General features: G+C 58.3%; 13 protein-coding genes. 6 read left to right on the top strand and 7 right to left on the bottom strand.

What is annotated here, in order from left to right:
- Positions 1-5: 5 nt before the first annotated feature.
- The 4 genes from CK227_RS24295 to CK227_RS24280 form a co-directional block, all read right to left on the bottom strand.
- Entirely contained in the window at positions 6-608 is a 603-nt protein-coding gene (locus tag CK227_RS24295; protein WP_245318235.1) for a hypothetical protein, read from the bottom strand.
- A 431-nt stretch (positions 609-1039) separates the two neighbouring features.
- The gene (locus tag CK227_RS24290) at positions 1040-2113 is read right to left on the bottom strand and encodes a histidine kinase dimerization/phosphoacceptor domain -containing protein (RefSeq protein WP_095774608.1); all 1074 of its coding nucleotides are present in this window, start codon (positions 2111-2113) and stop codon (positions 1040-1042) included.
- A gap of 86 nt (positions 2114-2199) precedes the next feature.
- Positions 2200-3240, bottom strand: a complete 1041-nt coding sequence (locus CK227_RS24285) for a sensor histidine kinase (protein ID WP_095774609.1) — start codon at positions 3238-3240, stop codon at positions 2200-2202.
- Complete coding sequence (locus CK227_RS24280; protein WP_095774610.1) at positions 3237-4766, bottom strand: ATPase domain-containing protein; 1530 nt, start codon at positions 4764-4766, stop codon at positions 3237-3239. Before CK227_RS24280 ends, CK227_RS24285 begins: the two co-directional genes overlap by 4 nt.
- 282 nt (positions 4767-5048) lie before the next feature.
- Between CK227_RS24280 and CK227_RS24275 the strand changes: the two genes are divergently transcribed.
- From CK227_RS24275 to CK227_RS24265, 3 genes are read left to right on the top strand one after another with little or no spacing between them, the layout of a single operon-like run.
- Positions 5049-5684 (top strand): phosphatase PAP2 family protein, encoded by a 636-nt coding sequence (locus CK227_RS24275; protein ID WP_245318236.1) that lies wholly within the window; start codon positions 5049-5051, stop codon positions 5682-5684.
- Positions 5685-5689: 5 nt separating this feature from the next.
- The gene (locus CK227_RS24270) at positions 5690-6604 is read left to right on the top strand and encodes a diacylglycerol kinase family protein (RefSeq protein WP_245318237.1); all 915 of its coding nucleotides are present in this window, start codon (positions 5690-5692) and stop codon (positions 6602-6604) included.
- 19 nt (positions 6605-6623) lie between these two features.
- Positions 6624-7433 (top strand): metallophosphoesterase, encoded by an 810-nt coding sequence (locus CK227_RS24265; RefSeq protein WP_095774613.1) that lies wholly within the window; start codon positions 6624-6626, stop codon positions 7431-7433.
- Positions 7434-7480: 47 nt separating this feature from the next.
- On the opposite strand, the gene CK227_RS24260 is transcribed toward CK227_RS24265, so the two are convergent.
- Together CK227_RS24260 and CK227_RS36295 are read right to left on the bottom strand one after the other, a co-directional pair.
- Positions 7481-8881: a phospholipase D family protein gene (locus tag CK227_RS24260; RefSeq protein WP_095774614.1), complete on the bottom strand. Its 1401-nt coding sequence runs from the start codon at positions 8879-8881 to the stop codon at positions 7481-7483.
- Positions 8882-10229: 1348 nt separating this feature from the next.
- A complete protein-coding gene (locus CK227_RS36295) occupies positions 10230-10463 on the bottom strand; it encodes a hypothetical protein (RefSeq protein WP_143750522.1) in 234 nt (77 codons plus the stop codon).
- A 274-nt stretch (positions 10464-10737) separates the two neighbouring features.
- Here CK227_RS36295 and CK227_RS24250 point away from each other — a divergent pair, with 274 nt between their 5' ends.
- The 3 genes from CK227_RS24250 to CK227_RS24240 all read left to right on the top strand — a co-directional run bounded on the left by CK227_RS24250 (position 10738) and on the right by CK227_RS24240 (position 13286).
- Complete coding sequence (locus CK227_RS24250) at positions 10738-11037, top strand: DUF1236 domain-containing protein (protein ID WP_095774616.1); 300 nt, start codon at positions 10738-10740, stop codon at positions 11035-11037.
- 204 nt (positions 11038-11241) lie between these two features.
- Complete coding sequence (locus CK227_RS24245; protein WP_095774617.1) at positions 11242-11445, top strand: hypothetical protein; 204 nt, start codon at positions 11242-11244, stop codon at positions 11443-11445.
- Positions 11446-12215: 770 nt separating this feature from the next.
- Positions 12216-13286 carry a YihY/virulence factor BrkB family protein gene (locus CK227_RS24240; RefSeq protein ID WP_095774691.1) on the top strand — a complete coding sequence of 357 codons (1071 nt, stop codon included), beginning with the start codon at positions 12216-12218 and terminating at the stop codon, positions 13284-13286.
- Positions 13287-13355: 69 nt separating this feature from the next.
- On the opposite strand, the gene CK227_RS36290 is transcribed toward CK227_RS24240, so the two are convergent.
- Positions 13356-13571 carry a hypothetical protein gene (locus CK227_RS36290; protein ID WP_095790014.1) on the bottom strand — a complete coding sequence of 72 codons (216 nt, stop codon included), beginning with the start codon at positions 13569-13571 and terminating at the stop codon, positions 13356-13358.
- Positions 13572-14083 lie beyond the last annotated feature (512 nt).

The raw sequence follows: 14083 nt of genomic DNA, 5'->3' as shown, positions 1-14083 counted from the left end.
TCCTCTCAGGACCGATCGGAACTTCGCATGATCCGCGTCAGGACCACGCCGGCTAGAATGCCGACCCCGAAAAAGGCGGCCGGCTGACGCTGCGCGAATTTCGTGACGGAATCGAGCAACTCGCCGACGTTGCGGTCCCTGATATCGGTAGAGATACGCTCGACACCTTCGGCCGCCGTGCGCACCATGCTTGCGACCTGGGGCGATTGCTTTTCGATGCCGTCAGCCGCGTCCTTCACGGAATGGGCGATATTGGCAATAGCATCGGCGCCCGCCGTCTTGTTGGACTCGACTGCTTCCTTGAAGGCGCCCGCGGCATCAGCGGCGACAGATCCTGCATAATCTTTGGCATCGCTCGAAACGGAGGCGGCGGCATTCTTCAGATGCGACGCGGTCTCCGCCGCACTTGTCTTGAGCTTGCCGAGAGCTTCTTTGCTGGTCTCGGCACGCTCGGCGTCCTCATTGCCCCAGCCGTTCTCGTTGGCATTACCAGGTCCTGGAAAGTCGTCTGTGGTTGGCGTGTCCATGATATTCACTCCTGTTCCTAGGAATTGAACTTCGCCACCATGAAGCGGTTCCTGCCCCCGACAAAAAAGCCTATCGAGCATTCGCCGCTGACCGGATTAGCGCAGTCGCTGGACGCGATCACCGGCGCTCGTCCGCCCTTTTCGGCCAGTCGCATCGCTCGTCCTCACTAGCGTCAGCGCGCAGTGCGCTAGGCAGAACGTTTGAACGTCCACCTCCGCTAGTTGACGGCCAGTTGTAGAAACGTTTGGAACTGGGTTGCCACCGCGCACACCACCGTGCCAGCAGCTATCGAGAAACGTGATCGACTGGATCCGCTCGGGCAACTCGGGGATTAAGAAGTGGGGGTGTCGCCGTTTGCCGGATCAGCACGTTCGCGATGGGTGCGAAACTTTCTTACGTCTCCCATCACCTGGCAGGGCGAGGACGGTGACTGACCCGGACTTAGGCACTAAGCGGTGGGTCGGCGTCGCCGTGACAGCGGCCCGGTCGAGCGCAACCTCTAGGGTGGTCGTCAGGTCGCCGCCGACCGTTTGAAAACGATGGTAACCCTGGTCCCTTCGTTGGCGCTGGATTTGACTTCGAAGTGCGCTTTGGCGTTCTCGGTCAAGGAGCGCGCGATGAGTGCGCCGAGCTTGCCGGGCTTCGGCCAAGTCTCGCCCTGCGGCAAGCCAACTCCGTCATCGGCGATAGTGATGCGGCATCCTTCGCCATCGACCACGCTGTGAAGCGTTATCGTGCCGCCTTCTCGTCCCTTGAAACCGTGTTTGAGCGAATTCGTCAGCAGTTCGTTCACCACCAGGCCAGTCGGCATCGCAACGTTGATCGAGACGGGATAGGTATCCACCTTCATGTCCAGGCGTATGCCTTCGCCGGCATGCGAAGCCATTACCGCAGATGCTATCTGGCTGAGGTAGATGCCGAGATCGACCTCATCTTTCTGCTCGTCGTTCGACAGCGCCTGGTAGAGTATCGCAAGAGCGTCGACGCGCCCGGCCAACCTTTCGAACCGTTTCTGATCGGGCTCCGCCGCATTGCGGGTCTCCAGCCGGATGAGTGCGGTGATCATCTGGAGATTGTTCTTTACCCTGTGCTGCAGTTCCCGCAGCAATGTATCCTTCTCGCGGACACGCTCCTCGACCGAGGGCGCGTCCTCGCCGTGAGAGGATACGTCCACCAAGGCGACCAGCCGAAAACAGGTCTTGCCGTCGTCGTCCACTATCAAATTTGAATAGGCGTCAACGACTGCCGGTCCGTCGGCGCCGCGTTCAAGGCGGAAAGTACCGACAAAATCCGTTTCGTTGACAACGCATTCGGCCAGCGCCTTGTCTTTCTGCTCACGGATACCAGTCCCCGACAGCGCTGCCCAGTTTTTTCGCGCCAGACTGGCGGCCTTCAGGCCGGAGAGCTTTTCGAATTCCGGATTGGCATAGACGACGCGTTCCGTTTCGATCAGGTCTGAAACCGCGATCGCAATAGGCACCTGGTCGAGGAACTTCTTGAACTGTTCGCTCTCCAGCGCCGTGGCCAGTTCGGGCGTATCGAGCAGCTGCTCGACCGCCTCGGGCTTCCCTGTATCCGATGTCATTTTAACGCCTACGCCGTAAGGATAGGTCATCAGTATCAGCGATGGAGCAGATAGGCCACCGCCGAAGCGCGGCCACCTAGCAGAGGTCAATATGCCGGGACCAGCCTCGTATCGCGGAGCGGCAAGGCCATCGTGAACCGCAGACCGTCAGGGCGATAGCTCAACTCGACCTTGGCTTGGCACTGCACAGTCACGACTTTCTCCAGCAGTGTCGTCCCGAAGCCGCGCCGTCTTGGGGGCTCGACCTTCGGCCCGCCCATTTCAAGCCACTCCAGATTGAGGATTCGCTCGTCTTGCGAATTGCTCAACGACCACCGGACTTCGAGACGTCCGGTGGGGCGGGACAACGCACCATATTTCGATGAGTTGGACGCAAGTTCATGAAAGGCCATCCCGATCGGGATGGCGATATCGGCGACCAGGGCGACGTTTGGCCCTTCAAGCACAACACGCGACCTGTCGCTCGTATCGTAGTGGCGCAGTTCCGACTCCAGCAGCTTGTGCAAGGAGGCCATCTGCCAATAGTCATCGGTGAGCATCGAGTGCGTGTCGGCGAGAGAGACGATCCTGGCGGAGAAATCGCGCACGAAATCATCGACGCTTCCGCTCGACTTGGCGGTCGCACCCATCATCGCTCGGACATTTGCCAGCGTGTTCTTGACGCGATGATGGAGCTCCCTGATCAGCAGTTTCTGCCGGTCAGCGACCTCTTGCTTCTGTTCAATATACGATTTGACCTCGAGCTGACGGGCGCGGGCGCGCAGAGCCGAGCGTACCGAATTTGCCAGGCTCGACGCCAGAAAAGGCCTCTCGAGAACGATCAGATAGCGGTCCAGAAAGGCCAGGCGCTTGTCGATCTCCGTTCCCCGCATCGTCAGCAGCACGATCGGAAAATCGGACCAAGCCGGTTGAAGATTGAGCCAGGATGCGAACTGATTTCGATCAGAACTGATCAAGGCTTCTTCGGTAACCAAAAAGCACTGGGCTTGGTCCAACAGCGGTACTGCTTCGTCGAGGGTGGCGCAGATGTGAGACTTGATCCCGTTCTCCGCGAGGATTGCCGACGCGACCTTCGCGTCGCGCCCGACTGGTGCCAATACGAGCACACTGCAGTCTGAAGGCATCACGAGGCCTTGTCTTCCAGCAGGTTGCCTTGCTTTCCCTCGTAGGTGGGCACGCCAGTCAGGATCCCCCGAAACTCCTCCAATGGTTCACCGACGGCCAGCCCGGTCGCGCTTATCTTGAACTCGCGAATGGTGTCCTCATGCGGCCCGGCGCGTTTCTTGACCACGGAAATAGCCCGTCTCAGACGGCCGCCGCTTTCGAAGAAGCGCAGGAGCATTAAGGAATCGCAGAGATAGGTCATGTCTACGGGGGCTGACATTTGACCGATCACTCCATGATTGGCCAGCAGCAGGATCGTCACAACGCCTTTCTGATTGAGATATGTCAGGATCTCGTGCATCTGCAGCACAAGATGCTGTTCCTCCGACATCGCATTGAGGTACCCGGTCAAGCTGTCGATGACGACGATCCGCGCATTTGACCGCTCGACAGCCGACTGGATGCGCGACGACAATTCACCGGGCGACAATTCCGCCGGATCGATCTGTTCCAGCAGCAAACTGCCATTGTCGGCGAACGGGCCCAGATCCATGCCGAGGCCCGACGCGCGCGCCAGGAATATCCGCTTGGTTTCATCGAACAAAAGCACCAACACATGTTCGCCCCGCTTGAGAGCGGCATAGCAATAGCTGCACGCGATGGTTGACTTGCCGACACCAGAAGGTCCCATCAGAAGCGTGCTGGTGCCGCGGTCAAGCCCGCCACCCAAGAGCGTGTCGACAGAACTGTTGCCGATGGCGGGCGTTCCAGGCTCGGCCAGCTCATGTTCGGAGGCAACCAAGCGAGGAAATACCGTCACGCCGCCGGGTCGAATGACGAAGTCGTGGAAGCCGCCGCGAATTTGAACGCCGCGCATTTTGATGACGCGCAGCCGCCGCCGCTCTCCGCCATAGATTGGCGAAAGCTGTTCCATCCGGATGACGCCATGACTGATGGAATGCAGGTTGAGATCGTCATGTTCGGCAGTGAGATCGTCAAGGAGAAGCACCGTTGCATTGTTGAGCAGGAAAAAGCTTTTCAACGCCAGGACCTGCCGTCGATAGCGTAACGAACCCTGTGACAAAAGACGTATTTCCGACAAGGAATCGAACACCACGCGATCCGGCTTTATGCGCTCGATCTCGGCAAGCGCGGACTGCACAGTTTCACCGAGTTCCAGATCGGAGGAATGAACCAGAGTCTGTAACTGCGACGGATCGAGGCTCAGCTCCGGCGGGACCAGCTCGAGGATTTCGACACCTTCAAGAGAAAACCCATGCCGTTGCGCGACCGAGTGCAGTTCACGCTTGCTTTCGGACAGCGTTATGTAGAGGCATTTCTCGCCATCTGTCGCGCCTTTGATCAGAAACTGCAGACCAAGTGTGGTCTTTCCTGAACCAGGCCTGCCCTCTACAAGATGTGAACGGAATTTTGCATAGCCGCCTCGCAGGACGTAGTCGAGGCCTTCCACGCCAGATGATATTGGTGAAGCGTCCTCTTGATCCACGTTGTCCCCACAACCTTTGGTGACCTCCTTAACGGATAGCATTTTCAATAGTTCCCTCTTGAAAAGAGAGGGTGACGGCCCCTTTCCCACCCGTCATGTTGTCGGGGCTGTAGCGCAGTGCGGCTGCAAATTCTTACGTTCTCAGCGCGGTGATGGCTGGGGAACCTCGTTCTCGCGAGCCCGTTATGCCTCACCAATGAGGTCCCACGCTTGAGAGAACCAATTCCAGACATCGAGCGCGGGCCCCTCGGGAATCACTGCCCTCCCACGCCGCCTCGGATCGGCAGTGCTTCCGCACAAGGCAAGAACAGGCTTATTGCGGGCATGCTAGTCGCCTGCCTCGTTCTCGGCTTTGGGCTGCTCGCCGAGGAAGTCCTGGAAGGCGACACAACCAAATTTGATCTGGCCATTATGTCGGCCCTTCGCGCAGCCGATCCCGCCTATCCGATCGGTCCGCCCTGGCTTCAGGAAGCGGCCAGGGATGTGACCTCACTCGGCAGCGTGGTGTTTCTTGGCTTCGTGTTGCTGGGAGCGGCTGTTTATCTGCTTCTGGTCCACAAGCGAGCTCTGGCCATTTGGATGGCGGTGGCGGTGGGCGGCGGCGAACTGCTTGGCACGATCCTCAAGCTGAGCTTCAACCGGCCCAGGCCGGAGATCCCTCATGTCACGCGAGTATTCACGGCAAGCTTCCCGAGTGGACATGCAATGCTTTCGGCGATCACGTTCCTGACCGTAGGGGCTCTCCTTTCACATGCAAGTCAGGATCTGCGCCTCAAAGTGTATTTCATGGCGCTCGCCTTGTTTCTGACGGTGGCCGTTGGCATAAGCCGTGTCTACCTCGCAGTCCACTATCCAACGGATGTATTGGCAGGGTGGTGCGTTGGCTCTGGCTGGGCGATCCTGTGTTGGATAGTCGCTTTGTGGTTTCAGGAAAGACCAAAGCGGGGGCCAAAGACTTGAAGGTTATGGCGCTGATCAACAAGGGTGCCGGCGCTGCGGTGCGCAAGGGCGACATAGCGAGAGCCGTGCGGGATGCGTTCGCCGAACGTGGCGTCGAGGCGGATGTGCGATTGGTAGACGGGCGAGAGGTTGGAGAACTCGCTCGGCGCTTCGTTGCCGACAATAAGTCGACTTCCGATCATGGATCGAGATTGGTGGTGGGCGGTGGCGACGGCACTCTCGGCACCGCTGCCTCGGCGCTGGCGGGGACGAATCTGGTTCTCGGTGTTCTTCCGCTCGGCACATTGAACCACTTCGCCAAGGATTTGGGTGTGCCGCTCGATCTGACGGCGGCGATCGATACAATCGCGACAGGCACGCCTGTCGCAGTCGATGTCGCCGAGGTCAACGGCCGCGTGTTTCTCAACAATTCATCGATCGGGATCTATCCGTTCTTTGTGGCAAAGCGCTCAGCCGAGCAGCGGCACCGCGGATTTTGCAAGCTTGCCGCCATCGGCCCCGCCCTCATGAGAACGGTGAGATTCGCCACGTGGCAGGCTGTCCACGTTTCTGCCCAGGGCGCTCGCGAAAGACTGCGGACTCCTTGCGTGTTTGTTGGCAACAATTTCTACGACGTCGCCAATCTTGGCCACCGCCGCAGCCTCTCGTCAAAAGAACTATGCATTTATGTCGTCAAGCAACAGTCCTCGTTTGGGCTGGCATTGCTACCGTTCAAAATCGCATTCGGCATGATAGATTCGACCCGAGATCTGGAAACCTATCGGGCTACTTCACTTCAAATCACATCGCATCGCCGCGCCATGCTGGTTTCTCTGGACGGCGAAGCCGTCCGTATGGACATGCCCCTGAATTTTCGGATTCGACCGGCGGCCTTGCAGGTCCTTGCGCCTGACCAAAACGACAAAGACGAGTGGACATAGCTGAAAGCGGAGAAATTCAGTGAAGACCCTCGTCCACCTTTCGGATTTGCACTTCGGAAAAACAGAGAGCCAGCTTGTGGAAGCGATGGCGGCTGAGGTTCGTGCCGTCGATTTTGATTTGCTCGTCGTCTCGGGAGATCTGACGCAACGCGCCCGGAAAGACGAATTCCTGGAGGCCCGGGCTTTCCTTGATTCTCTTCCCGGCCCCCGCATCGTGGTGCCCGGCAATCACGACGTGCCGCTCTGGAATGTCTTTGCGCGTGCCGTGACACCCCTTTCACGTTACAGGCGTTACATCGAGCCGGACACGGACCCATTCTACGCCGATAGCGAAATCGCTGTCGTCGGGATCAACACGGCACGATCCCTGACAATCAAGGGCGGCAGGATCAACGTCCGCCAGCTCGAGGCGGCGACGGACAAGTTCGCAAATATGTCCGATAACGTTACCCGGATAGTGGTGACGCACCATCCTTTCGAAGGACTGGACCTGGAAAACGACGACGGAATCGTTGGCCGCGCGCATCTGGCAATGGATGCCTTCTCGCGTAGCGGCGTAGACGTCATATTGTCTGGCCACCAGCATCTTCACCGCGCCGTGCGCTCGAACCGGCGCTACCTTATCGACGGCTATGCGGCACTGCTTATTCAAGCGGGAACGGCGGTTTCGTCCCGGGTACGCCATGCTGCAAATTCGTTTAACATCATTCGCGTCGAGCATCCGAGGATCTCCGTCGAATGCCGGGCATGGCAGTCTTCGCGTTCCGGGTTCGAAACCTCGGCCAGCTATTCCTTTCGGCAAGGTCCGGGCGGGTGGGAACCTGCTTGAATGGGCGCCGGGAGAGCGCCAACATTTCCAGAATCCGCCGACATACGCTAAAGCTGAGATTCGATGGGGAGGTACCTGACCAGGGTGGCCAGGATACGGCGGGACCATGCTGCCTCGGGTTCGCGAGTATAGGTTTGAGGTCTGCCTTCATCGCTGCCATGCCAGCGCAGAACGTCGTTCTTCAGTTCGAGCCGGTAGCTTGCTTCGGGCGCTATCTCGGATTTGAACCGGTGCCGGAGTTCCGCGACCAACTTCTCGTCTTCAAAAAGCACTCCCATTTCCGAATTCAACGATACGGACCGCGGATCGAAGTTGAAGGATCCGACGAAACCGATCCTGTTATCGACGCTGAACGCCTTTGTGTGCAGGCTGGCGCCCTTTGATCCAAATACAGAAATTTTGGGCTGCCTTCTAAAGGGCTGAAGCTCGAAGAGCTGCACGCCCTTTCTGAGCAAGCGCTTGCGATAGTTGGCGTAGGCTCCGTGAGCGGCAGCGACATCGGTCGCGGCCAAGGAGTTGGTCAAAACAGCGACCTGCACCCCGTCGTCCACGAGGTCGCCCAGGATTTTTGAACCCTTCTTGCCGGGGATGAAATATGGGGACACGATTTCCACACCCTTGCGCGCCGACCGAATGATTGGGAGCAACTCCTTCATCAGCCAACCGCGCGGTCTCCAGCCTCGCACCTTTTCCGGAGGGTCAGAGATCACGCGCGCGCGCTCGACCCAATGAATGTCGCTGCTCGCCGCTATGAACTCGGCGATGGAGCCCTTGTCTCCGATACCGCTCAGAAGCGTCGACTCGGTTTCCTCCTCGCTTCCTTCGAAATAAGGGGGATACGAACCCGGCGCGGTTGCACCGAGTTCACCTATTGGCTTGGCGTCCTGGCATGCCCAGAAAGTCTGGAAGATCTGTGTGGTTTGCTGGACGGCAGGACCGAGGAGCAGCATGTCGAGGTCACGAAAATTCGTCTCCCCCGCGTCAAAATAGGCGTCGCCGATATTACGTCCACCGACGATGGCGATGTTGTCGTCGGCGATCCACGCCTTGTTGTGCATCCGCCTGGTCAAAGCAAAAATCCGCAAGAGGACTTCCGCGCCTCGCATGACGCCGCGTGCTCTGATGCCGCTCGGGTTGAACAATTTGAGTTCGATGTTGGGATGGCTGCTCAGCGCCAAATAAGCTGCATCGCTCTTGCGCGGATTGACGTCGTCGAGCAGCATTCTGACGCGTACACCCCGCTGGGCGGCGCGGACAACTTCCTGTAGAAGCAAGCGCCCAGTAAGGTCGTCATGCCAGAGATAATACATGAGATCGAGAGTGCGAGCCGCACTCCTTGCCGCCAAGACACGCGCGGCGAACGCATCATAATTGTCAGAGACCATAAGCAGGCCACTCTTACCCGCTTTAATTTTGTCGGCCGTTGCTGGCGTAACCGAGACGTTCATGCATTGACCAGATTCGGAGGAGCACGAGGCGCTGTTTAATTAAAATAGAACCCGCGAGCCCTGATCTGGTTGCAGAAGGCCCTTTGACGCTGCACGAAAGTTCGATGGCAGCTCCGCATCAGGTGAACACCGTCGCGCACCGGCATGCGCCACGGCTGCTCCTTCGTTCGTATCAGCGTATAGCCAGCCGGCATCTCACAATACAGCCCGTCGGTTGGGCCCGCGTCCTATTCAGACCACAATCTGTAGGTGCCCGCCGCATTGCCGGTGAAAGCGTTACTCATTCGCTGCCCGTGCGGTGGCCTCGGGCTTGTGTTGGCCTGCCCAAGTCGCCCATTCCGTCGGATGAACGGAGCATCATTGCCGGTGGTATCGCCGGTTGGCGACATAAGCTTCTATGCTCTTGTGTAGGGCACCTGCAGCCACCAGAAAACGCTCGATTTCTGGCCATTGGGCATCTCCGTTTCGCCGGGTTCGCCGCAACAGTGGAGGATCATGTTCCTGTCCTTGGCTTGCCTGCCATCAGGCCAAGGCCTCGGCGCTCCACACTTCGCCGGGGCCTTTTGCGCGCTTATCCCATGCTGCTAGGCGCCCTGACCTGGCACCTTGCTTAGGCCCTTGTCCTCCTGGACTGGCCCGGGGTGAGGAAGCCATCCCTTATCAGGTCCAACGCGTCGAGCGCGTCTTCATCCAACAAGTTTGTCAAAGGCACTCCCCCCACGCGCGCAACCTTGTCGTTGTCTATGTCGTAGACCTCCCAGAGCCCATCACTGACCCTTCGGATTGCGTGCCGTCGCTCCATAAGGAGTCTCTAATAAACGAGTCGTCAAGCGCCAGCAAGAAAACTCGATCCAAAGAGTTAACGGTGGAAAACCATGCTCGCTTCAGGCCTAACCGAAGCCCGCCCCGGACAGTTTTGCCCCCATCCGAGGCGGGCTGGTTGGAAGCTGATGGAGACAGCCTCCTCGCCTTGGCCCACGGGGATCAAAACCAAGGCAAGTTCAGAACTTCAGTTGGCGAAGAATGTTCCGTTGGAGGCATGCGCTGCCGCCACACAGTTCGATAGCGGGATTTGCGCCACAGCGGTGCGGCAATAACCTGTCAGAAAGCGGCTGTTTGGAGCCCGGAAAGCGCACTGATCGAAGATGCAACCCTGAGACTGCACAAGGCGTTGAGACATTTCCTTGAAGGAATGCACGCCCGCGCCTCTCAGAAAATCGGCCCCAGCCCGCTTGGGGTCCCGGCGATCTCAATTCGGTGCTAGGTTACCGACGGCATCAGCGCGGTGAACAACACTATTGCAACCTAATGAACGTGGAAGCCTGTCTGAACAAGCCCGCCGTCGAAATCACATTCCGGCCAAGGCGAAAACCGCTATCAGTGAGGTGATGGCGACAGAAATGGGCACGGCCAGGAGCAATCCAGCTTCAATGACCGATTTTCTTTCTCGTTGAACATCCAATCTTCCCAAGCTGAAGTCCACGGGTTCGCTCGCCCCCGGGGAGACGAGCGAACCCTTATCAGCGCAGGAAGGGACATAACTGCGCGGATTCGGAAAGTCGCGATGGTTGACTTCAGCCAAGAGATATTCCGATCACGAGGGAGATAATGGCCAACAGAACGCGCTTGACCAACGCTCCTATCAATAGATTTTTCCTTCGGTTCCGGCTCACAACTTCCGCAAAAGGGGACCGTTCCAAGCCGCACCGTCTGCAAGACCATTGCCGAACGTGGCCAGACATATGTCCAACCGGACCCCAGACCGAAGTCCACCAAGGGGAACGATTGCGTCAGCGCCAAGTTGGCTATTGAGCTTCGACACCACCAGTCGGAGCCACTCTCACGAGGAGCCCAATATGAAATTGCATCTGTCTGCCGCAGCCGCGGCATTTCTTCTGCTCACAGGCGTCGGCGTCGCGGCGGCCGAGGATATCATCATTCAGCCCGAGCAGGACACGGTGATCCGCGAATATGTGAAGAAGCAGCCGCTCGCGTCGGTAAAGGTCCCCGGAGTGGAACTCAATATCGGCACGGCTCTACCCGATACAGTCGAGCTTCGCGAAGTCCCCAACGTCAAATACCGTTATGTCGTGATCGACAACCGGACTGTTCTGGTCGATCCAGGCACCCACAAGATCGTCAAGGTCTACGACTGACCTTCCTGGCTCAAGCCCGTCGTCTCGTGGCGGCGGGCTTCAAAATGCAAGATCTCGCAAAATCCCAGGCTCTGAAAGCGCGCGTTGCGAACCGTAGGCAGAGCACGACGATGTTCACCAGCTTGCCGCTAGCTCATTCCTGCCACTGTCATAAAGCGGTCCAGCCGCCCGCTTTTATAGCTTCGCTTGCAACGAGGAAACACCATGGCTTCGACAGCAGCGTTAATCTGGTACCTGGTAATAGCCGGTCCGCAGGGTGGCATGGCAATCTTGCCTGGCAGTTTCGACAAGCGTGAACAATGCATGGCGGCCATCGCCGAATACCAGAGGCAGCCGACGCCGTCGGGCTGGACCTTGCAGTGCATCCCCAGCGCTTCACCATTTACCAACAACGGATCCGCGGAATAGCGCCAGGTGGTCAAGGTCGGGCAGTGCTTTCTCAGACTGAGGCAGCGATCGATGATCCGGGTAACGGCTCGAACCACATTGCGGAGATGAATTGGTGACGGAATCGCCAGCGGAACCAATGGCCAGCGACCAAGTTTTTGCTGCCAAGGAGACTATTCATGCTCAAATTGTTGATCCAGATCGGCATCGTATATGCAGCGTTCAGGATTGGTGAAAGCGTCGGGCGTCTCGATAGCGGTCCTCGCCGTTGGCCGCGCGATCAAATCACCGCTGGGGGAACTAGACGCAGGGCTGGGGCACGCTGATTTCGCAACACGTTCTCCGCGTTCGAGTGGGTGGAGGTCCAGGAATGGCTTTGATTACTGGTATCGCGTTGCTTTGGAGGTTCTGTTCTCCGTGTATTTCGTTACTCACGCCGCGCCTGAGGCTACGCCGGTGCCTGCACGATCAAGGGTCCCGATAGGTCTGCTTGGCGCCTTCGTGAGGCCGCCGATTTTGGGTGAATGTCGGCGATGTGTCGCATCGCCAAATAGGCTGGCAGTTTCGAGCGGTTTTTGCGCCAGTCGAAACCATGGACAGGTTTTCGGCTGGCTTGCCAGCTCGCAGGTGCAACGGAACAGCTACGCCGTTCAAGGCGTTGAGAGGTTCAAGCCCGGGCATGAGGAAGCGCATTACGGAAGCGTTCGACGGCAACCCACAGCGGTCAAGGGAAGCATTGGCCGCACATTGGAGCGTAGTCGAATGTGGTGGACAGCGATGGGGTTAGCCCTGTGACTTCGAAAGCGAGACGGAGTCAGAAGCTGCCCGCCACAGAGGCGTCTTTAATCGATGAAGAAGCGGCCAGTCGCGCGGCCTTAACAACGGAAGAGAGTAAGGCAGCTCTGAGATCGGAGGAGGGAGACCGTGGACGCGACGCGGCTTGGCCATCCCAGATACCTGCGCTTGGTTGGAAAGATATCTTCTGGCGCTTATGGGAAGAATTCAACAAGGACCGGGTTTTGCTCGTTGCGGCCGGCGCCACGTTCTACCTGCTTCTGGCACTGTTTCCGGCCTTGGCCGCTTTCATTTCAATTTACGGCTTTGTCGCGGACCCGGTTTCGGTTGCCGACCATATCGCCTATCTCGGCGGATTGCTTCCGTCGGGCGGGCTAGACCTCATTCGCGAACAGCTTCAAGCCTTGGCCAGGCAAAAACCCGGCGCTCTCGGCATCGGTTTCTTCATCGGCCTTGGTATCGCGCTTTGGAGTTCCAACAGCGGCATGAAGGCACTCTTTGATGCCATGAATATCGCCTACGAGGAACGGGAAAAACGCAGCTTCATCACGCTCAACCTAATGTCGATCCTGTTTACTGTCGGCGCGTTGTTGATCGGCATCGTGCTGTTGCTCACGGTGGGCGTCGTTCCCGCGCTTTTGCGCTATTTCTATCTGGATGCGTGGACGGAGACGTTAATAGCAGCAGCCCGGTGGCCGGTCTTGGTCTGCGCGATGCTGACCGGAATTTCTCTGCTTTATCGCTTCGGACCAAGCCGCGAACGTGCCAAATGGCGTTGGCTGAGTTGGGGCTCTTTGATTGCGACCGTTGCGTGGATCGCGGCGTCGTGGCTGTTTTCATTCTATTTGCAGCATTTCGCCAACTACAACGCCACATACGGATCGCTCGGCGCCGTAGTCGGTTTAATGATGTGGACGTGGATTTCCGTCATCATCCTTATCGCCGGCGCTGCGATCAATGCCGAGATGGAGCATCAGACAGCGATTGATTCCACTACCGGCCTGCCCCTGCCCATGGGCAAACGTGGCGCGGTCGTAGCGGACACTTTGGGCAAGACCGCAAAATGACTGGCATCACTTTTCTGCCTTGCCACGAATTCTCTGCGAAGGGTTGACGCGCCCACCGGATGGCGAGGATCAGGGCCTGGAATCGGTTTCCTCTTCTGATGGTTGCCGCCCGTCTGATTGGTGAGTCTTGTCTTCCACCTCATTCACGGGGCGCGTCAGGCCACCGCCAGGCTTTGGCTTCTTGTTTGCGGCCGCGTCCTGAGAGGACGCGTTCGAAGAGTCGACGCCGGTCTTTGCCGGATATTTTGTGGCCCCGGTTTCGCGATGGTTTTCGTTGTCACGCATGCCTTTGGTCCTCCGTGATCAACGATAACCGCCCCCGTCAGTGCCAGTTCCGCTGCAGATGGAACATTCTCTACGGCTGGTCGGTTGGCCAGGAAGACCATTCCCTGCCAGACAAACTGGTGCGCGGCCCGGGTCGGCAAACCCCTCTGCTGACCGGCAGACGTGCCGCCCAAACCAGAGCCCAATAAAGAATCGCTGCTAGATGCGCCGGCCTGGACATCCGACGTGCGAGAGCCTGACCCGGATCCCGCACGAACTTCCATTCTCCAATCCCGACAAGAACCGAATCCCGCGAAGGGAGCATTGCAATGAGCGGTGATTAGGTGCTGGCTGTCTTCGCGGTGCGGCTCGCTTTTGGTAAGAAGGCGCGACGTCTCGGCGATAAAATTGCCGCGCCTGGATGGAGGCGTCGAGTGAGTTGCGCCAATAGTCGGTCACCGCGTCGTTGAAGCGTCCACCACTCATCTGGGACGGGATCTAAGCTGAGCCAGCTTCCAGGCCGGGCGGCGTCC

Origin of the sequence: Mesorhizobium sp. WSM4308, assembly GCF_002294905.1 — a bacterium.
Lineage (GTDB): Bacteria > Pseudomonadota > Alphaproteobacteria > Rhizobiales > Rhizobiaceae > Mesorhizobium.
The sequence above is the reverse complement of the archived record's forward strand: the minus strand, read 5'-3'. Positions and strand labels throughout refer to the sequence as shown.